This is a genomic window from Ignavibacteriales bacterium, assembly GCA_016700155.1.
Taxonomy (GTDB): domain Bacteria; phylum Bacteroidota; class Ignavibacteria; order Ignavibacteriales; family Ignavibacteriaceae.
The window spans coordinates 2131292-2150784 of the sequence record CP065001.1 but is presented as its reverse complement, the minus strand read 5'-3'; the positions used below and the strand labels follow the sequence as shown (position 1 = coordinate 2150784).

Genomic DNA, 19493 nt, shown 5'->3' with positions numbered 1-19493 from the left:
ATGATTGAAGAAGACAAACAACCGATCTGGTCACCCTCGGAAGAACGTATAAATAATTCCAACCTTACCGCATTTATAAAGTATGTCAGTCAGAACGAAAAAAAATATTTCGGTTCATACAATGATTTTTATGAATGGTCAGTAACTGAAATTGAAAAGTTCTGGGAGTACTTATTAAAGTACAGCGGAATTAAATTTTCCTTGCAATACAAGAAAGTTTTATCTGATCATTCAATGCCCGGTGCTAAATGGTTTGAAGGATCAAAACTAAACTTTGCTGAAAACCTGCTTCGATTTCGTGATGATAAAATCGCAATTATAAGTTCACGTGAACATTTCCCTGAAGTTAAACTGACTTATTCGGATCTGTATGAACGAGTTAATTCAGTCGCAAATTATCTTAAACAACTTGGAGTTAAAGAAGGTGATAGAGTTGCGGGTCTGGTTACAAACATACCTGAAGCGATTATTGCAATGTTAGCAACGACAAGTCTGGGAGCTTTATGGTCATCATGCTCCCCGGATTTCGGTACACAGGGAATTATTGACAGGTTCGGGCAGATCGAACCGAAAATTTTATTCGCAATTGAATCTTATTATTACAACGGTAAACACATCAAATGTAATGATAAGATCGAAGCGATAACCCGAACAATTGGAAGTATAAAAACAACCGTTCTTATTTCTGAGTTCGATGAACTGAAAATAGGTGGCAATGAATCACAGAAACTACCTGATGATAAAGTATTGAAATTAAGTGACTTACTTAAAAGTACTTCTGATAAAATTGAGTTTGTTCAACTTCCGTTTGACCATCCGGTTTATATTATGTATTCGTCGGGCACAACAGGAATTCCCAAGTGTATTGTCCACGGTGCCGGCGGAACATTACTTCAGCATTATAAAGAACTGCCTTTACATACAAACTTAAAACGTGAAGATGTAATAACCTATTATACAACCTGCGGCTGGATGATGTGGAATTGGTTAGTTAGCTCATTATATGTGGGAGCAACAATTTTTTTATATGACGGCAGTCCCGTCTTTCCGGATGAAAATGTTTTGTGGGAAAAGATTGATGAACACAACATCTCAATATTTGGTACAAGTCCTAAGTTTTTAACTCTGTGTCAAAAAGCGGAGACACGAGTAAGTCATCTTTATAATTTAAAATCGCTTCATACAATTCTTTCTACAGGCTCACCACTTTCAGATGAAAATTTTAAATGGGTTTATGAAAATGTTAAAGGCGATCTGCAGCTTTCTTCAATCTCAGGCGGTACAGATATCATAAGTTGTTTTATGCTCGGCAATCCGAATCTCCCTGTTTATTCAGGTGAACTTCAGTGCAGAGGATTAGGTATGGCTGTAAAAGCATTTGATGAAAAAGGTGAATCAGTTATTGAACAGAAAGGTGAACTTGTTTGTGTTAATCCTTTCCCTTCGATGCCTGTTTATTTCTGGAATGATGCTGATAATGAAAAATATATTTCCGCTTACTTCAATTCCTATCCCGGTATCTGGAGGCATGGTGACCTTGTTAAGATAACTGAAAACGGTGGAATTATTATTTACGGTAGATCGGACGCAACATTAAATCCCGGTGGTGTAAGAATCGGTACAGCGGAAATTTATCGTGTTGTTGAGTCGATGGATGAAATTTCAGACAGCATAGTTGTCGGGCAAAAATGGCAGAATGATGTTCGTGTAATTCTTTTCATTGTTATGAAAGAAGGATTTATTTTTTCGACAGATTTTATAGATAAAGTAAAACTAAAAATCAGGAACGCTACAACACCAAGACATGTTCCTTCCAAAATTATTCAGATAAAACAGGTACCTCATACAATCAATGGAAAAAAAGTTGAACTTGCCGTTACAAAAATCCTAAACGGAGAGGAGATTGATAACAAAGAAGCGCTTGCTAACCCCGAAGCACTCGAACAGTTTTATAATATTCCCGCTTTAAAATAAAAAAGGCTGTCATTTTCAGACAGCCTTATAATCGCATCTCCAAGAAAAATTAGAACTCGTAACCAACACCAATTGTGAACGCAGTAATGTTTGTCTGATGTGTTCCCGGGAATCTGGGTGTATCTGTAGCACTTGTTGGTGCAGGAATTTCTCTCTCTCCGCCAATAAGGTATTCAGCACCACCTTCAATCGTAAAATCAGATATTTTATAGCTAGCGCCTAAGGTAAAGCCATTGTAAGTCATACTTGGGAATAAAACATTATAAGTGTTATCTGGGGCTGGTGCAGGATCATAATAATATCCGGTTCTTAATTTCAGGCATTCGGTTGCTTCATATTCAGCACCAAACCTGATTTGTGTAGCATCTTTCCATTGTAAGATGAATTTGTTTGCACCGGAAGGAGTAAGATATCCTGACCAGTATTGATTTTTAAATTCTGTTACTAATTCATTTTCGCTTTTTGACCATTGGCTGTACTGAGCATCTAATGCCAGGGTTAGTTTATCAATTGGTCTTACTGAAATACCACCGGCAATCCACATTGGCCAGGCAACATCACGATCAAAATCACTTTCGGCTGCTGTATTACCGGGTATTGCTAACATTGCGGGATTTGTTGCTGTACCATTCATTGTAACATTTGATTTGGTTCTAAATGATGCACCAACAGAAATCATATCATTTACTTTTACAAGTGCTCCTATTGTAACACCAAAACCCAGACCGGTTGATTCTTCTGAATACTGTGCCGGACCACCACCATGTCTTTTAAGATCAAACATTGCATAGTAAATATTAAATGCAGCACCTACCTGGAAGTTTTCATTTATCTTATATGCAACAACGGGAGAAATATTTATTACTCCAATTTTACTCATCCATTCGACCGTATTTCCGCCTGCTAAATTTTTAAGGTCAGCACCTTCCCATTCAGAACCTATACCAGCAGGTACATAAACTCCAAGACCAATAGTAAGATCTATGCTTGGTTTAAAACTCAGGTAACCCATCAGATTAGGTGATAGATAATGATTTACTTTTGATTCAGCATCAACACCTGCAGGTGCGTATTTGTAAGTAGATGTTGGAATGATGTCAGTTCCAAAAATCGAAATGTAGTTTCCATTCAGAAGAGACAAACCTGCGGGGTTCCAGTAAATTGCAGAGTAGTCATTTGCCAAACCGACAAAAGCGCCGCCCATACCAAACGCTCTGGGACCGACACTGTTAAGACTCAATCCGTTAGCAAGAAGAGATGTGTTAAATAAAAAGAGAGCAGAAAAAATGAACAGGGTTATTTTATGTTTCATAATTCCCCCGAATTATTAGTTAGTGATATTGTTAATTAAGTATCAATTTCTGGCAATTAAATTAATTCAAATCCGATTAAATAAATAATTAATTCTTAAAATTTTAGTTCGTCATTATAATTTTTATATTTGCCGCTGTTTGTAAAATAAATCAGGAATTCCATATGAACTTTCCGAAGGAAACTGAAAAAGATATTACAGTTATAAAAGTAAATCTCAGTAAAGCTACGATGAAAGAAGCCGGGGAACTGAAAAATACCGTTGCAGAATCGCTGAGTAACGGCTCATCAAAATTCATCATTGATTTTTCCCAATGCGAGTTTATGGATTCAACCTTCATTAGTGCTTTGATTAACTCACTTAAAAATGTAAGTAAGGTTAATGGTAAACTATTCCTCGCAAATGTACATTCAGAAAGCATGTCGTTGATGGAACTGACAGGAACTTCAAAAGTATTTTCTTTTTATCCCACAGTTAAAGACGCTCTAAAAAGTTTTCAATGAACTAATGTGAAATCTAAACCTGTTATTAACAGCCTTCCTTCTTTTTCTTTTTTGTTGAAGTCACAGGCTGTTGAACAGGCGCGCTAAGTGTCGGCAAAGGTATTTTTGTCTTAATAGTATTTCCGTCACCAGATTCTGATTGTGGAACCCCTCCAAAAAATTTGCTCACTTCTCTTAACTTTGCCGTCGCTTCTGGATGCAATGAATCATCGGCAGTTGATATTGCGGGGAAGAGTATTCTGTCTTTCCATTCATCCAAACCTCCCCTTAGCATGTAGACATTTTTAAAATCTTTTGCTTTCAGAAGAAACCATGCCTGAGCCGAATGTATACCGCCTTCTGAGTAGAGGATAATTTTTTCATTACGCATTAATCCGGAGTTGTTTAACTGTGATAACGGATAATTCTCCGAAGATGGAATATTATATTCGCCGAACTCTTTTTCACTCCGGATATCAATAAGTCTGTAATCGGCTTTTCCTTTAATGATCCAGTCAGCAAGTGTTTCAACATTGATGTGATCTAATTCTTTCTCGACAAGCAGAGATAATTCTTTTGTATCTACTTTGGCGACGTTGGTGTCATAAGGGCTTCCGGCAACTATTGCAAATAGTCCGAGAATTAAAGCAACAGCGCCAAGTTTTTTTGATGAGCTAAGTTCCAAAAACTTTTTTAACATTTTATTTCTCCAAAGATTTTTTTGCAAAAATCTTCTCAACTTTTTCTGCACCAATAAATCCGCCGAGTGCCATCAGCACAACAGCAAAAACAACTAAGCCATAAGGTAAATTGAAATACTGCGGCAGAGTAACTTTTCCCATATCAGATGAGTTGTAAAAATTTTCGATGAGAGGAAAAAATTCACCGAAAACAAAAATTCCAAAAATGACGCCCACTAAGTAAATCACTCCGTCAATCTTTCCTGTTGAACTGGCAACGACTGAAGTGCCGGGACAGTAACCTCCAATCACAAATCCAATTCCCAGCAATAATCCGCCGACGACCTGCGGTAATAAATTTGTAGGAGTAAGATATACAAGTGATAAGTCCACGAATCCTATCCACGATAAATAAAATATTCCGATCATTGCTGTAACTATAGCGGTGAACATCACCTTAAATACAGCGAGATCTCTGAAATAAAATTGTGCCGCTAATTTTTTTGCACTTCCAAATCCGGCACGTTCAAGGAAAAAGCCGAAACCTATTCCGATAATAACAGCAACAATCAGACTGAATTCGTTTCCGAATGAATCGAATTTAAAGAGTGGTGCGTTCATAACCATTGCCTCCTTACAAAGTAAGCCATCATATAAGCACCGGCAAAAACCATCATCATAAAAGCCCAGCTTCCAAGATTAAGTAAAGCACCGCCGGTTAATGCCTGACCGCTTGTACAGCCTCGTGCCAGTTTGGCTCCGATTCCCATCAGTGTACCTCCGCCAAATGCAAAGAGCAGTCGCATCTTTGATGAAAACGCGGGTCCTCTTTCTACAGTCTTTTTGATTCTGCCTGCAAGAGTGCCGGATATGAATCCTCCAATCAAAACACCGATAACCTCAAATACCAACCAGTCTTTTAGAGGATTTGTGGTTCCATCACCAAGGTATTCAGCATAGAAATGATTGCCTGCTGCATGTTCAGGCGCTACCGTATTTACTGTTGTAGCAATAAATGATGAAAAAGCACCTGAAGCTCCGAGACCGCGCCCCATAATTACAAATGATGCAAGAAGAACTAAACCCAATCCGAACCCGGCGAGATATGGATTCATGTATGGTTTAGGAGTATGTTCTCTTGACTTCACTTTTTCTTTTTCATCTGAAAGAGTTCCAGATATTGTTGTCATTTTATTCTCCGAAAATTAAACTCTCTATTTTCCTAAAACTGTATGTGACCAGTGACTGTACTGACCCGCGTAAACAATAATGAAGCGCAGTATAAGTCCGCCAACTATAACCATGATGGGGAAAACCGGTGTATGAATTATTTTGTGTTGAACCGCCAGTACCTGGAAGATCAGAGGTATGATGATTCCCAATCCAACCACAAATACCCAGAATGATGCCGCGAATGGTCCTGTCAAAATAATATTGATGGCATCAATATGTGCCTGCGTTGAACTTAAAGCTCCAACGATCAGTAATATGATAACTATTAATTCGACTGTTAAAAAAGTATTGTCAGCTTTTGCGAGCATCTCCCGTTCCTGCACATCCTTTGCAATCAAATGAACAAATGCCGCTGCTGCCGATAATCCTGATATAAGAAATAACATCCAGAGTATCGATGTATTCCATAAAGGTCTTGCACCAAGCGCACTAAGTAAAATTCCTGTATAAACACCGAGCAATACTCCAAGTGAAATGTTTAAAATGCCGATCAATCTTGTAGAGTTTTTCATCCGGTTAATTTTTTCAGATAAAGATGCGATCAGCCTAAACTTGTTCGATATTATTTCAGGCGGACGAATTAATATGTTTGCGAATAATGCAGGGTAGACAAGAACCAATATCCACGCACCCCATGACATTGGTGACTTCAACTGGAAGGTTGTGTACAATCTCCAGAAATAAAGTTTATGTTCAAGATCAAGGAATAATGCGAACATACCGATACTCAAAACAATTGTACTTATAATAGGAAGATAAAAGCATGAACACTTCGGTTCTTTATGTCTTCCCATAAAAAGAAAATAACCTGCAATGATCATCATTCCCGCAACAAGTCCGCCGAGAAACAGGTATACAGGAATTTCCCATCCCCATACATGCATGGATGGATCTATAAGATGGTTTGTCCGTGTGTGACTAAGTTCGTTCATATAGTTTATGTCAAATAATAAATCTGTGGTTTTGTTCCGGCTTCCGGAATATTTGTATGATATTTTCTTGTACTGATCAGCTTGCTCACCCTGCTTTCAGGATCATCTATGTCGCCGAAGTACATACAGTGTGTTGGACATACATCGACACAAGCAGGGTTCATACCTTTTTCCACCCTGTGAATACAGAATGTACATTTATCCGCATATCCATCAGGATGAATAAAACGTGCATCATAAGGGCAGGATGCGAGGCAGGCTTTACAGCCTATACACAACTCGTGTTCAACAAGAATAACTCCGCCGTAATCGTGAATATGGCTTGCACCTGTTGGACAGCAGTAAACGCAAGGCGGGTTATCACAGTGATTACATCGTTCTGATCTTATTTCCATTTGAAGATTGGGACTCTTTCCTAAAACTTCAGTTGTAATCCAGTCCCTGTTAAATCCTTCCGGAACATTGTTCTCAGTTTTGCACGCAACAACACAATCCATACATCCAACGCATTTACGGGTATCAATAACCATTACGAGTCTTGCCATGCTATGCCTCCATCTCAAAGGTTACAAAGTTGACATTCATTGCAGTGCCGCCCATTAATGGATCGATCTCATATTTTGTTATAAGCTGTGCATCACTTGCGCCTTTCATATAAGCGCCTTTTAACATTTTTGAATTATGACCAAAACCATGAACCATGTAAACACAATCTGTTCTTATTCTTTCAGTTGCTTTCACTTTGATTCTGTTGCTTACTATACCATCTGTATTTTTCAGTTTTATATAATCACCCGATTTTATCCCGTACCTGGAAGCAATATCAATATTTATCCAAACTTCATTTTCGTTGACCATATCCATGAGTATCCTGTTTGATTGCGACCTGCTGAAAGAGTGAACAGGTGTTCTTCCAAACAATAATCTGAAGTAACCCGGAGGAGGTTCTGCCGGTTTTTTATATTTCGGAACAGGATCAAACCCGGCTTCAGCTAATTGAAGAGAATAAAATTCTATTTTACCTGATGGGGTAGGGAATTCAACAGGTACACCTTCATCAAAATAAATCGGTTGCCTTTCACCTTTGATTATTCCTTTTTGTTTTAGTTCTTTTAAACTATACCCGGCGGCTGTCAGCCTGTAGTCGAAATATTCTTCTATATCTTTCCACGGATAATAATTGCCGAGTCCTAATTTTTCAGCAAGTTTTTTTGCCATCCACCAATTAGGCTTCTGATCATTTGGTGAATCAATTACCGGTTGTCTTATCGAAATAAACGGCTCCCTAAACCATTCAACATTAAGATCATCATGTCGTTCAAGGTAAACTGACTCAGGTAGTACAACATCAGCCCATCCGGCTATTTCACTCGGGATTACATCGATAACAACCATGAGATCTAATTTCTTTATTGCTTCGATAGTTTCATTTTCATTTGGTAATGCATGCAGCAGGTTGGTAGCGTAAACGAACCAGCCTTTTACAGGGTATGGTTTGCCTGTTAGTGTTGCTTCTCTAATTCCGGTTGTGATTGTTTCATGAGCAAAAGGATATTTGTGATCAGGGTTATCAACTTTACCTTTTTCAGAAGTCGGGTATGACGGGTAAGGATATTGAGGGACATCCATACTTACAGGAGTATAGAATCCACCTTTGCGACCCCAGCTGCCGAGTAAAGCATTTAACAGAGCTATAGCTCTGCTTCGCTGTGCATCGTCACCGTACCATGTTGCATGTCTTCCCGGATGAACTAAGGTAGCTGGTTTATAACGAGCCATTTCTCTTGCAGTATTTGTTATCACATCGGGGTCAATTCCGGTTTCGGGGTAAGCCCATTCAGGTGTGTAGGAAGATATTTCAGCAGAGAATTGTTCAAAGCCGAACCCGTAATTGTTTACGTAATCAATATCATAAAGTTTTTCCTGTACTATAACATTCATCCATGCAAGCAGGAGGGCAAGATCAGTTCCGGGTTTTATTGGAAGAAAATATTTCGCTTTACCTGCGGCAACTGAAAATCTTGGATCAACAACAATTATGGTTGCATCATTTTCAACAGCTTCAGCAAATTCCTGAACCTGGGTGTTGTGCATATTCTCACCAAGATGTGAACCTATTAGCACAAGACATTTTGCATTTTTAATATCAGTTCTTTCGGGTGAACTTACATCTTCACCAAAAGTTAAACGGAATCCCACATCACGCGGTCCGCGGCATTGTGCGAATGAAGGCGCGCTTATGTTAGGAGAACCATAAGCTTTAATTGTATGTTTAAAAAATGTTCCGCCTATTCCATGACTGAATAAGGCTATCGCTTCCGGACCATACTGTGATTTTATCTTTTGCATTTTTTCAGCGATGTAATCGAGTGCATCATCCCACGTTACCTGAACCCATTCTTCTTTGCCACGAACACTTTTTCTTAGCAGTGGAGACTTTAACCTGTCAGGATCAGTATGGGCACCAACACCGCCAGTACCTCTTGGACATAATCTGCCGTTGCTTAATGGGTCGAGCGGATTGCCTTCAACCTTCCACAGATTTCCGTCCCGTAAATATCCAACAGCACCGCACTTCCAAAAACACATATCACAAAAAGTGTTGACGGTGCGGATTCCTTTTTCTTTTTCAGAATTAATTTTTACTGCGCCGTTAACAAAAGAATTCAGAGGTCCGGTAACGGCGGCAACAGTTCCGACTGTAGCAGCACTTATCTTTAAAAATTTTCTTCTTGAGATTGAATTCATTTTTCACACGTGATTTGTTTTATGCTTTCTTTAATTTGCCCGCATTCGGAGTATTGCTGATAAACCTGGCAGTTACGGCATATCATTTCACTGCAGATGTTTGATGTGTGTTCAAAAGTCCAGCAGGGTTCGCTATGGTTTTTAAATGCATCGCAATTAGCTTTATCCTTATCACTGCAGTTGGTGATATTCCAGCATGGTATAAGTGAGTAAATTGTTTTAATACCTGCGATACTGATTTTATATTCATTAATCGCCCTGCGAATACACGCAAGCCTGTCAATATCAGATTCCGAATAAAGCCTGTGGCTTGTTTCTTTTTTGAATGGGAGAATCAATCCTTCTTTTTCATACATTCGAAGTGTGTGAACAGATATGTTTAGCATTTTAGCAGCAGTTCGTATCGGATAAAGCGGAAGATCCAGATTTTTTGTAGAGTCCAAACTTTTATACCATAAATTCTAAAGTTAGATTTATAAATATCAATTATTCTGCCACAGGCGCGGTTTAGATTTGAATGTTATTTGGACTGAGGAGGGAAATCAACTTTTCATTTTTAAGAAATTAAAAATGAAAATCTCTTTACTATGAGAATCAGTTTACAATTCTGATTTCATTTTTGACCTTATAAACCGGAGGTCTTCCGGTGTGTTAACATTAAAAAAATGAAGAGGACTTATGAAGTGAAGTTTGTCTGATATGACAATATTTGCTTGCAGTGAAGCAACTAATTTTTTAATACTGAAATTGAAATTTTTTAAACCGGGTTCTGCATCATTTCTTCCTGAGTGAAATATTGCTTCAATTAATTGTATACATATTCGGGAATACACTCCGCATAAAAAATGAATTTGTCCTGAGAACTGAGGTATGGTTACATCATGATTGCCGTGATGTTCGCATAAGTAGGTGATTAACTCGTTACTAACCATCGGCAAGTCACACGAAATAACAAAGTTTAAATTATCATTTGAATGTTTTAAGCCCGAATGAATTCCACCCAGCGGACCTAAGTTTGTAAAAATATCCTCAAACTGTTCAGCGCCATTTAAATCAAATTTATTTTCCTTATCCGATATTATAATTACCCGGTGGAATATCTTTGAAAGACTATCAAACGTTATTTCTACAAGAGTTTTATTATTAATTGTCAGTAAAGATTTATCAACCCCCATCCGTGAGCTTTTGCCGCCCGCAAGAACGATTCCTGTTATATTGTTGTAGAACATTTTACTCCCTCAATGCAATATCGTTATGAAGTATTAATGCCAGAAGTTCTGATACAAAAGTTGTTAATCGTTTAAGTCCTTTTTCAGAGGAAGAAAACTTCCACGAAGCTTTTACAGCTTTTCTGAAATAAGGAAACGATTCAATCATTTTCAGAATTTCTTTTGAGTATTCCGATTCCTTTTTCTTCAGGAATTTGTTTATCAATTTCAGCAGCATAGGTGAGACAACAAAATACCATAATGATATTATTACGATTGAACGAACCAGCATAATTACAATTTCCCATACACGGTCTTCTCCGAATTCAGGAAAAATGTAAGAAGTAACTACAAACAGAATACTGAATATCAATAAAGCCATACCGGATTTTTTTCTCCACCACTTTTTCCTGCGCCCCGATTTCTTTGATCGCTCATACGCTTCGGTATCGTTATTCATTATATCAATTAAAATTCTGTTCGCTGATTCAGCACTGTTAAGTTTTGATGGCATCCTTCCGGCAATTATGCCGATAATGATTCCTGCACTTAAATGAATTACTGCATAAACAGAAATCAGAATTATGCTCACCGAAAAGTTTATGTCATTTGAATCAGAAATTAAAAACTGGTTCAGCACAAAAATTGTAAACTCATCAATTGATTTCCAGAGTGTTTCACCGAAGAGAATTGTAAGGATAAGGATTTTCTGAACTACTGCGGAAAGCATCACAAAAATTCCAAGTAGTATAGATGAAGTGCGGAACATCGACCTGGAATAAAAAAACAACTCACCGAAAAGTCCCTGCAAGAATACTGCTAAGTACGCAGTTACAGGTGTATGAGGACTTACCACTCCTTTAATTATAATTACTATCAATGTTGATTTTAGGATAGTTCCTTTTTTATCTGAGTAGTGTGCGATAAGAGTTATAAAAATTATTGCGGCGCTTGCGACAAACATTCCGCGGAAAGGAAGCTTTAAACCGTGGAGAAGTCCTCCCAAAGCAGCTTCACTAAATCCCCACAGCGCGGTTAATTTCCATAAGATTTTTTCAGTGCCTGATGTTAAAAGAACAGTCGAAGATTTTTCCTGCTGCAGCATAGCGGGTACTATTTTGTTTTGTCGACCAGAATATCTTCAACCCAGCTTAAAGCTGCCATAGTTTGCGGCAGACCGACTGTCGGTAATGCAAGGAGAATTGTCTGTCTTATTTCCTCTTTTGAAGCGCCTGCTTCAATGGCTTTTTTTGTCTGAGAGTGAACGGCTCCTTCAAGCCTTGCACCGGCAGAGACAGCAAGTTTTATAAGTGTTCTTGTTTTTTTATCGAGAGGACCACACGAATGCACAGAGTTTCCTAATTCCTCGTATGCTTTGAAGATTTCAGGGAATTCTTCTGAGAACTTCTGGAAAAATTTTGGAGGCGTTGACATGTTATCTCCAATAAACATTATTGAATATTTATCTGGCAGTAAAGTTAACTGAAAAAAATTAATATTGATAAACTATTTTTCAAGAGGTTCATCCCAGTCAATCAGACCGGATTCCAGGTTATAAACTTTTTTGAATCCAAGCATCACCATCTGCTGCCCGGCGTGATAACTACGGCTGCCTGATCTGCAGTAAAGTAAATACTCTTTATCCTTATCGAGTTTTGCTATTTCATCAAAAAAAGTCGGGCGGGAAATATCTATCAGCAATGAGCCTGGAATATGACCCATGTTATATTCCATTTGTGTGCGAACATCCACAAGTACAGCATCTTTTTTATTTTTTAATAAATCTGAAAATGATTTTGAATCGAGATCAATGTAAGAGTTATCTGTCATAAATTTTAAAATCCTTTTGTAAAATATTCTATTTTTTAAGCTGTTTTATTTTTGCAGGTCTTTGCACAAATTTTTTATTGTCACCCTGAACTCGGTTTAGGGTCTCGTATATAAAACAATAAAGCAAAGATTCCGACCCTTCTAAGACGGGCGGAATGACAGCCCTGCTATTTCTGAAGGCTTCGGAGTTTTTATATCAGCTTCCAAACTGTTTCTTTCAGAATAATATAAACAGCAACTGTTAAGATGAAATAACCGAATACTGGTTTCAGGTTTCGTGATTTTATTTTTGAAGCAATCAACTTTCCTAAAAATGTTCCTGACATTGCAAATACACCTATCAATATAATCAGACTGTAATCAAAACTAACTCCCGATAATAAATCAACAAAGAAGCCCGAGAAAGAGTTAATAGCAATTATGATCAGCGAAGTACCGATTGCTGTTTTAACCGGAAGTTTCAAAAATATTACAAGAGAAGGAATCATAAGAAAACCGCCGCCTGCACCGACTGTACCTGTTATTATTCCGACAAAGAATCCGCTAAAAATTATTTTTAAATTATTTCGTTCTGCTGTTAATTCAGGTTGGACTGAATTTTTTCTGATCATGGAAACAGATGCGGCAAACATCAGTACTGAAAAAAATAAAAGAACAAGCAAATCTCTTGTTACGAGGATGCTGCCTGAATCAAAAACTATTTCAGGAATTATTGGAAGAAGTAATCTTCTTACTATCACCACAGAAATTATGGATGGCAGTGAAAAGATAAATGCTGTTTTAATTTCAGCAGTTTCATTTCTGATATAATTCAGCGAACCTGTTAAGCTTGTAATGCCGACGATCAATAATGAATAACTCGTTGCCAGGTAAGGATTGACACCAAACAGATAAACTAATATCGGCAATGTTAATATGGTGCCGCCTGCGCCAAACAGTCCGAGTGAAACACCAATGAATACTGAAGCGATATATCCTGCTATTTCCATCATAAATTTGAATTTAATTGCAGCGAACTTAAGCCAATAATTATTGTAATAAAAGTTTTGCAATTCATCCGGATGTTTACTTAGTTAGACGAAGAAATAATTTCATTCGGGCTAAAAATGAAAATGAATTTAAAATGGTTCTTAGTTTTTTCCTTACTTGTTACAGTGGTCTGTTTCTCCTGCAAAGAAGAGCCTATAATACCACCATCACCACAAACAAAATTAACATTATCAGTTGAAGATATTTCCTGTACAGAAGTGTGGCTTAACTTAAAGCTCGAAAACATATCATTACCTATAGATGTTAAGTTGAATAAAAATAATTCAACAATACGATTGATAGATTTAATTTATTCTGCCGATACAACTATATATATAGATTCACTCTTACCAAACCAGGCAAATACATTTCAAATTATCAGTCTTTCTGCTATTGATGGAATAATGAGTAATGAACTACAGGTAACTACCTTAGATATAACCAACAGTAATTTTTCAATGGAGCTTATTGAATTAAACTGGCCAAGTCACGCAGATGATGTTTGGATATTTTCAGAGAATAACATTTGGGTGGTAGGGGATATTTATGACAGTAGCGGAACAGAATACAATATTATGCAATGGGATGGAATAAACTGGAAAGGTAAAGGAAGAGTTTTCAATAGCAGCGGTATATATTCAATTTGTGCAATAGATACCAATATAATTTATTTCGCAAGTGGGATAGTATTGAAATACAAAAATGGAATATTTACCTGGGAAGATTTCTCAAATATTTCTTTACCAAATGGTCAAAGTGTAGAAAAGATCTGGGGTTCATCCGAAAACAATGTATATGGAGTTGGACCCAAGGGGACAATTGTTCACTACAATGGAACAGAATGGCGGAAAATAGAATTCGACCAGCAATGGGATATTATTGACATAACCGGCAACCCTGAAACCGGGATAGCTTATGCAGTTGCATCTAGCCAATCAGGAAATTCTCCAATAATAAAAATCCAAAACAATTCTGCGGAAATAATTTTTGATGGATTCCTTAATCAGCCGATAATTCAGTACTTCAGTGCGAGTGAACTTAAAGGGAAGATTTATCTTGCCGGTGTGTCACAAGTTTGGAGCTTTGATGAAACAACAAAAGAAATTAAAGAATTATATAATTGTTTTCCGCGGGTTATTGATATAAAAAAAACTTATTCAAGCAAAACAAATGATATCTACTTTGCAGGAAATGAGGGTAATGAAGGAAGAATCATTCATTTCAATGGTTACAATTTTAACGTTATCAATACTGTTGCTAACCATTTCCTGACTAACGGAATTCACTCAATTGACAACTCAACTATTGTTGTAGGTTTACTTGATGTAAATTCATTTGTGCTTAAACTAAAAAGGAATTAAAGAAAATTTTTCCCGAGTGATTTATTTCTGATTGAAAACTTAAGTATGACTTCCCGGTCACAACAATTTCCCAAATCTTAATATTCATCGTCGATAATTTTCATCTCACATCCTCTTTACCTATATTTCCAACCTCAAAAATCATCTACAGGAATTCAATTTAATGGAAAAACACTTCGAAATTGCTGTTTTAGGCGGTGGTCCGGGCGGTTATGTTGCTGCAATACGCGCCTCTCAACTTGGATTCAAAACCGCTGTGATTGACAAAGACCGTCTCGGTGGAATCTGTCTTAACTGGGGTTGTATCCCTACAAAATCACTTTTGAAAAATGCAGAGATTTACGACACAATAAAAAACCATTCCGATGATTTTGGAATTTCTGTAAAAGGTCTTGATTTTGATTTCAGCAAGATCATCAAAAGAAGCCGCGATATTTCAGACCGCATCACTAAAAATGTAGAGATGCTCGTTAAAAAATATAAAGCTGAAAGATTTCATGGTTACGGTAAACTCGTTTCAAAAAATAAGATTGAAATCTTCGATAAAGACGGAAAGAAAACCGATACAATAACCGCAGATAAAATTATCATCTCAACCGGCGCAAGACCAAGAACAGTTCCATCCATTCCTGTTGATAACAAAATGATCATCACAAGCACCGAAGCAATGAACCTTCCCGAACAGCCAAAGGAATTAATTGTCGTTGGTGCAGGTGCTATCGGAATCGAGTTCGCATATTTCTATTCTGTACTTGGCACAAAAGTAACAGTTATAGAAATGTTAGATAGAATTCTTCCGATTGAAGACAAAGAAGTTTCTGATACTCTCGCAAAAAGTTTTCGTAAAAGAGGAATTGAAATCCTTACCGGCGCAACTGTAGAAAAAGCTGAAGTGAAAGGAAATAAAGTCAGGGTTGTTGTAAATTTAAAAGGAGAGAAGAAAGAAATCTCTGCTGATAAAGTTCTTAACGCGATCGGCGTTACAGGCAATGTTGAAGGCTTTGGACTTGAGCAGCTTGGGGTTGAGCTTTATAAAAATCACATCAAAGTAAACAAAGAAACTTACGAGACGAACATAAAAGGTATTTACGCCATTGGTGATGTTATAGGTCCGCCGTGGCTTGCACACGTTGCGTCATCTGAAGGAATACATTGTGTGGAGAAGATTAAAGGAATAAATAATCCTGCAATCAATTATGAAAATATTCCGGGCTGTACATATTGCCAGCCTCAGGTTGCGAGTGTTGGTCTGACAGAAGAAAAAGCCAAAGAAGCCGGATATGAAATTAAAGTTGGTAAGTTTCCTTTTATGGCAAGCGGAAAAGCATTCGCTGTTGGTGAGCGTGATGGTTTTGTAAAATTAATTTTTGATGCAAAGTATGGTGAGATTCTCGGCGCGCACATAATCGGTAGTGAAGCAACCGAGTTGATCGCTGAGATGGGATTAGCAAAAGCATTGGAAGCAACAGGACATTCAATAATCAAAACAGTTCACGCACATCCTACATTATCTGAATCGATTATGGAAGCTGCAGCTAATGCCTATGGTGAAGCAATTCATATTTGAACAAAGTTGGTAGCCTCAACCCCTGCCTGCGTCGGACAGGTTCAGGTTGAGTGGAACGCTACGCAGGCTGAAGCCTGCGGCTACCCGATTTTAAGAATGAAGAACAAGAATAAGATTAAGAGTAAGAAAAGATTTGTCTGACAAAATTAAAAAACTGAATTACTTAGACCTTGGAATTGTTGATTACCAGGAAGCATGGGATCTTCAGAAAGAAATTTTTCAACTTCGGTATGAAGAAAAAATTCCTGATACATTAATTCTTCTTGAACATCCGCATACTTACACTTTGGGTAAAGTTGCGGATAAGGAAAATCTTGTTGGTGATTCAGAATATCTTTCTAAAAAAAACATTAAAGTATATGACATTGACCGCGGCGGAGATATTACATATCACGGTCCCGGTCAGATCGTTGGATACCCGATCATCAATTTAAATGATTGGCGAAAAGACACTCATAAATATTTACGCGGACTTGAAGAAATATTAATTCAAACCTGCGCTGAATACGGATTGACAGGAACAAGAAACAGCGCATACACAGGCGTCTGGATTGAAGACAGAAAAATTGCCGCGATAGGTATCAAAGTTTCGAGATGGATAACGATGCACGGATTCGCATTCAATGTTAATACAGATCTCGAATTGTTCAACGGAATAATTCCTTGCGGAATAAAAGAGAAGGGAGTAACTTCACTCTCAAAGGAAACCGGAAATCCGATTGAACTGCACGAAGTGAAACAAAAAATTTTAAATCATTTTACTGAGTTTTTCGATTACTCAAATGTTGAGAGTAATGAGATTAACAACTTGTCCCAACTAATACATCAGAACAAGTAATAGAAAGGTTTATGATGGCGAAAAAAAACAACACTGAAATAGCCAGCCTTAAAAAGAAGAATGATAAAATGAAAAATATGAACAAAGATAATTCAAACGGTAAAGAAGCTGAAAAAGTAAAAACGCAAAGTACATCAACTGAAAATTTCAGTAATGAATTTTTGTTGAATGTACTTCAGCTAATGCTTACGTCAAGAGCCATTGACAACCGTGCAATGAATTTACTGCGACAGGGAAAAACATTCTTCCACATTGCAGGTGCCGGACACGAAGCAATTCAAGTCGCAACAGGACTTCAGCTTGAACCAAATAAGGACTGGTTATTTCCTTACTATCGTGATATGGGATTAGTGCTTACTGCCGGAGTAACTCCTGAAGAATTTTTCTTGCAATGTTTTGCAAAAGCTGATGATCCTGCAAGCGGCGGAAGACAGTTGCCTACACATTGGGGTTCAAAAAGATTTAATCTTCCATCTCAATCATCACCGACCGGTACACAATTTTTACAAGCTGTCGGAACAGCTTTAGCATCAGTACGAAAAGGTGAAAATAATATTTCTTATGTAAGCAGCGGTGAAGGCACTACAAGCCAGGGTGAATTTCACGAAGCTGTTAACTGGGCGAGCAGGGAAAAACTTCCGGTGCTTTTTGTTATACAGAATAACAAGTACGCGATATCAGTACCTGTTCACAGGCAAAGCGGAGGTAAGGATAATTCAGTCGCTGAGATGATGAAAGGTTTTCACAACCTGCTATCTGTGAAAATAGACGGAACGAATTTTTTTGAATCTTATGAAGCAGTACAAAAAGCAATTGAATATATCAAAAGCGGAAAAGGTCCGGCACTGATTGAAGCTGAAGTTATAAGACTGCAATCACATTCTTCATCTGATGATCAGAAAAAATACAGAGATCATGATGAACTTGAAGAAGAAGCAAAACGTTGTCCTATTGAACAGCTTGCAGAATATATGATCAATAAGGGCATTATAACTTCAGGTAAATACGAATCGATGAAAAATGAAGCATCATCAATTGTAAGCGATGCTTCTGATGATGCAATGAAAGCCGCTGATCCTGATATAAAAGATGCGGCAAGATTTGTTTATGATGAAAGCGGATTTAAAGAATCACTTCCTTATGAAACAACAGAACCGTCAGGACAAAAAATTGTTATGGTTGATGCTATCAATCATGCACTTCACGAAGAGATGAAAGCAAATGATAAAATGTTCATCTTTGGTGAAGACATTGCGGATGGTAAAGGCGGAGTTTTCACCGCAACAAAAGGTTTATCAACTGCTTTTGGTGATGACAGAGTTTTCAATTCACCTTTAGCTGAAGCAAGTATAATGGGTGTCGCTGTTGGAATGGCAACTGCAGGTTTAAAACCTGTTGTTGAGATTCAATTCGGTGATTACATCTGGCCTGCATTCATGCAGATGAAGGATGAACTTGCAACGATCCGTTATCGCTCAAACAATGTCTGGACATCACCGGTTGTTACACGTGTTGCTGTTGGCGGTTATATCCACGGCGGATTATATCATAGTCAGAATATTGAATCAATATTCGCACACGTTCCGGGAATTTTTATCGCTTATCCTTCTAACGCCGCAGATGCAAAAGGATTACTAAAAACCGCATGCAGAATTAACGATCCTGTTTTATTCTGTGAACATAAAGGATTATACAGACAAAGTTATGCAATTACTCATGAACCAGATGAAAATTATTTACTTCCGTTTGGTAAAGCAAAAGTAGTTAAGGAAGGAAGTGACTTAACAGTTATCTCATACGGTGTTTGTTTGTGGGATGCGGTACTTGCTGCAAAAAAACTTGAAGATGAAGGACACTCTGTTGAAGTGATTGACCTTCGAACAATAATTCCAATTGATGAAGAAACAATTTATAACTCAGTAAAGAAAACGAATAAAGCAGTTGTAATTCATGAAGATACTTTTACAGGCGGATTCGGCGCTGAGATTGCAGCAAGAGTTTCAGATAATTGTTTTAAATATTTAGACGGACCAGTAAGAAGAATCGCGGCGAAAGATTCTCATATCCCTTATTCACCAGTACTTGAAAGTGTTATACTTCCGAATAGAGATGAGATTTATAGAGGAATAAAGTCACTTTTGGAATATTGAGATTAAGGCTAAGGATGAGGCGAAGGCTTAGAGGATTGAATGAAATATCCTGATTTTACTTCAATGCCGGTTTGGCAAAAATGTGTTGGCTTAATGATAAATATTTCTTAGTCAATGACGACTCCGTAGGAGTCGAATATTTATAAAAT

Annotated in this window: 19 protein-coding genes; 6 read left to right on the top strand and 13 right to left on the bottom strand. The window is 37.5% G+C overall.

The window, feature by feature from the left end; all coding sequences use genetic code 11:
- Window positions 1–1974, top strand: coding sequence for an acetoacetate--CoA ligase (locus IPM56_09050; GenBank protein QQS38063.1), 1974 nt, complete (start codon window positions 1–3; stop codon window positions 1972–1974).
- A gap of 49 nt (window positions 1975–2023) precedes the next feature.
- On the opposite strand, the gene IPM56_09045 is transcribed toward IPM56_09050, so the two are convergent.
- The gene (locus IPM56_09045) at window positions 2024–3286 is read right to left on the bottom strand and encodes an outer membrane protein transport protein (GenBank protein ID QQS38062.1); all 1263 of its coding nucleotides are present in this window, start codon (window positions 3284–3286) and stop codon (window positions 2024–2026) included.
- 164 nt (window positions 3287–3450) lie between these two features.
- Here IPM56_09045 and IPM56_09040 point away from each other — a divergent pair, with 164 nt between their 5' ends.
- Complete coding sequence (locus IPM56_09040) at window positions 3451–3789, top strand: STAS domain-containing protein (GenBank protein ID QQS38061.1); 339 nt, start codon at window positions 3451–3453, stop codon at window positions 3787–3789.
- A gap of 25 nt (window positions 3790–3814) precedes the next feature.
- Here IPM56_09040 and IPM56_09035 read toward each other — a convergent pair whose 3' ends face one another.
- The 12 genes from IPM56_09035 to IPM56_08980 all read right to left on the bottom strand — a co-directional run bounded on the left by IPM56_09035 (window position 3815) and on the right by IPM56_08980 (window position 13388).
- Window positions 3815–4468, bottom strand: coding sequence for a rhodanese-like domain-containing protein (locus IPM56_09035; GenBank protein QQS38060.1), 654 nt, complete (start codon window positions 4466–4468; stop codon window positions 3815–3817).
- Window position 4469: 1 nt separating this feature from the next.
- A complete protein-coding gene (locus IPM56_09030) occupies window positions 4470–5069 on the bottom strand; it encodes a YeeE/YedE family protein (GenBank protein QQS38059.1) in 600 nt (199 codons plus the stop codon).
- Entirely contained in the window at window positions 5066–5638 is a 573-nt protein-coding gene (locus IPM56_09025) for a YeeE/YedE family protein (protein ID QQS38058.1), read from the bottom strand. Before IPM56_09025 ends, IPM56_09030 begins: the two co-directional genes overlap by 4 nt.
- A gap of 24 nt (window positions 5639–5662) precedes the next feature.
- Window positions 5663–6613 carry a polysulfide reductase NrfD gene (gene nrfD, locus IPM56_09020; GenBank protein ID QQS38057.1) on the bottom strand — a complete coding sequence of 317 codons (951 nt, stop codon included), beginning with the start codon at window positions 6611–6613 and terminating at the stop codon, window positions 5663–5665.
- A gap of 5 nt (window positions 6614–6618) precedes the next feature.
- Complete coding sequence (locus tag IPM56_09015) at window positions 6619–7158, bottom strand: 4Fe-4S dicluster domain-containing protein (protein QQS38056.1); 540 nt, start codon at window positions 7156–7158, stop codon at window positions 6619–6621.
- A gap of 1 nt (window position 7159) precedes the next feature.
- Window positions 7160–9361, bottom strand: a complete 2202-nt coding sequence (locus tag IPM56_09010; protein QQS38055.1) for a molybdopterin-dependent oxidoreductase — start codon at window positions 9359–9361, stop codon at window positions 7160–7162.
- Complete coding sequence (locus tag IPM56_09005; GenBank protein QQS38267.1) at window positions 9358–9786, bottom strand: MerR family transcriptional regulator; 429 nt, start codon at window positions 9784–9786, stop codon at window positions 9358–9360. Before IPM56_09005 ends, IPM56_09010 begins: the two co-directional genes overlap by 4 nt.
- Before the next feature lie 174 nt (window positions 9787–9960).
- Window positions 9961–10590: a molybdenum cofactor guanylyltransferase gene (locus tag IPM56_09000; protein QQS38054.1), complete on the bottom strand. Its 630-nt coding sequence runs from the start codon at window positions 10588–10590 to the stop codon at window positions 9961–9963.
- Window position 10591: 1 nt separating this feature from the next.
- Entirely contained in the window at window positions 10592–11674 is a 1083-nt protein-coding gene (locus tag IPM56_08995; GenBank protein QQS38053.1) for a hypothetical protein, read from the bottom strand.
- Between the two features lie 8 nt (window positions 11675–11682).
- Window positions 11683–12003 carry a carboxymuconolactone decarboxylase family protein gene (locus IPM56_08990; protein QQS38052.1) on the bottom strand — a complete coding sequence of 107 codons (321 nt, stop codon included), beginning with the start codon at window positions 12001–12003 and terminating at the stop codon, window positions 11683–11685.
- A 72-nt stretch (window positions 12004–12075) separates the two neighbouring features.
- On the bottom strand, window positions 12076–12399 hold the full coding sequence (locus IPM56_08985) for a rhodanese-like domain-containing protein (protein QQS38051.1): 324 nt from the start codon (window positions 12397–12399) through the stop codon (window positions 12076–12078).
- Window positions 12400–12590: 191 nt separating this feature from the next.
- Window positions 12591–13388 (bottom strand): sulfite exporter TauE/SafE family protein, encoded by a 798-nt coding sequence (locus IPM56_08980; protein ID QQS38266.1) that lies wholly within the window; start codon window positions 13386–13388, stop codon window positions 12591–12593.
- 117 nt (window positions 13389–13505) lie between these two features.
- On the opposite strand from IPM56_08980, the gene IPM56_08975 reads away from it, so the two are divergent.
- The 4 genes from IPM56_08975 (at window position 13506) to IPM56_08960 (ending at window position 19344) form a co-directional block, all read left to right on the top strand.
- Window positions 13506–14789 (top strand): hypothetical protein, encoded by a 1284-nt coding sequence (locus tag IPM56_08975; protein QQS38050.1) that lies wholly within the window; start codon window positions 13506–13508, stop codon window positions 14787–14789.
- A 163-nt stretch (window positions 14790–14952) separates the two neighbouring features.
- Window positions 14953–16356: a dihydrolipoyl dehydrogenase gene (gene lpdA, locus IPM56_08970; protein ID QQS38049.1), complete on the top strand. Its 1404-nt coding sequence runs from the start codon at window positions 14953–14955 to the stop codon at window positions 16354–16356.
- Window positions 16357–16501: 145 nt separating this feature from the next.
- A complete protein-coding gene (lipB, locus tag IPM56_08965) occupies window positions 16502–17194 on the top strand; it encodes a lipoyl(octanoyl) transferase LipB (protein ID QQS38265.1) in 693 nt (230 codons plus the stop codon).
- Window positions 17195–17271: 77 nt separating this feature from the next.
- On the top strand, window positions 17272–19344 hold the full coding sequence (locus tag IPM56_08960) for a dehydrogenase E1 component subunit alpha/beta (protein ID QQS38264.1): 2073 nt from the start codon (window positions 17272–17274) through the stop codon (window positions 19342–19344).
- Window positions 19345–19493: the final 149 nt, after the last annotated feature.

What these genes read in the sequence shown, in the direction of transcription:
- IPM56_09050 (QQS38063.1), top strand. Translation starts at nt 1, where the DNA reads ATGATTGAAGAAGACAAACAACCGATCTGGTCACCCTCGGAAGAACGT.
- IPM56_09045 (QQS38062.1), bottom strand. Translation starts at nt 3,286, where the DNA reads ATGAAACATAAAATAACCCTGTTCATTTTTTCTGCTCTCTTTTTATTT.
- IPM56_09040 (QQS38061.1), top strand. Translation starts at nt 3,451, where the DNA reads ATGAACTTTCCGAAGGAAACTGAAAAAGATATTACAGTTATAAAAGTA.
- IPM56_09035 (QQS38060.1), bottom strand. Translation starts at nt 4,468, where the DNA reads ATGTTAAAAAAGTTTTTGGAACTTAGCTCATCAAAAAAACTTGGCGCT.
- IPM56_09030 (QQS38059.1), bottom strand. Translation starts at nt 5,069, where the DNA reads ATGAACGCACCACTCTTTAAATTCGATTCATTCGGAAACGAATTCAGT.
- IPM56_09025 (QQS38058.1), bottom strand. Translation starts at nt 5,638, where the DNA reads ATGACAACAATATCTGGAACTCTTTCAGATGAAAAAGAAAAAGTGAAG.
- nrfD (QQS38057.1), bottom strand. Translation starts at nt 6,613, where the DNA reads ATGAACGAACTTAGTCACACACGGACAAACCATCTTATAGATCCATCC.
- IPM56_09015 (QQS38056.1), bottom strand. Translation starts at nt 7,158, where the DNA reads ATGGCAAGACTCGTAATGGTTATTGATACCCGTAAATGCGTTGGATGT.
- IPM56_09010 (QQS38055.1), bottom strand. Translation starts at nt 9,361, where the DNA reads ATGAATTCAATCTCAAGAAGAAAATTTTTAAAGATAAGTGCTGCTACA.
- IPM56_09000 (QQS38054.1), bottom strand. Translation starts at nt 10,590, where the DNA reads ATGTTCTACAACAATATAACAGGAATCGTTCTTGCGGGCGGCAAAAGC.
- IPM56_08995 (QQS38053.1), bottom strand. Translation starts at nt 11,674, where the DNA reads ATGCTGCAGCAGGAAAAATCTTCGACTGTTCTTTTAACATCAGGCACT.
- IPM56_08990 (QQS38052.1), bottom strand. Translation starts at nt 12,003, where the DNA reads ATGTCAACGCCTCCAAAATTTTTCCAGAAGTTCTCAGAAGAATTCCCT.
- IPM56_08985 (QQS38051.1), bottom strand. Translation starts at nt 12,399, where the DNA reads ATGACAGATAACTCTTACATTGATCTCGATTCAAAATCATTTTCAGAT.
- IPM56_08980 (QQS38266.1), bottom strand. Translation starts at nt 13,388, where the DNA reads ATGGAAATAGCAGGATATATCGCTTCAGTATTCATTGGTGTTTCACTC.
- IPM56_08975 (QQS38050.1), top strand. Translation starts at nt 13,506, where the DNA reads ATGAAAATGAATTTAAAATGGTTCTTAGTTTTTTCCTTACTTGTTACA.
- lpdA (QQS38049.1), top strand. Translation starts at nt 14,953, where the DNA reads ATGGAAAAACACTTCGAAATTGCTGTTTTAGGCGGTGGTCCGGGCGGT.
- IPM56_08960 (QQS38264.1), top strand. Translation starts at nt 17,272, where the DNA reads ATGAACAAAGATAATTCAAACGGTAAAGAAGCTGAAAAAGTAAAAACG.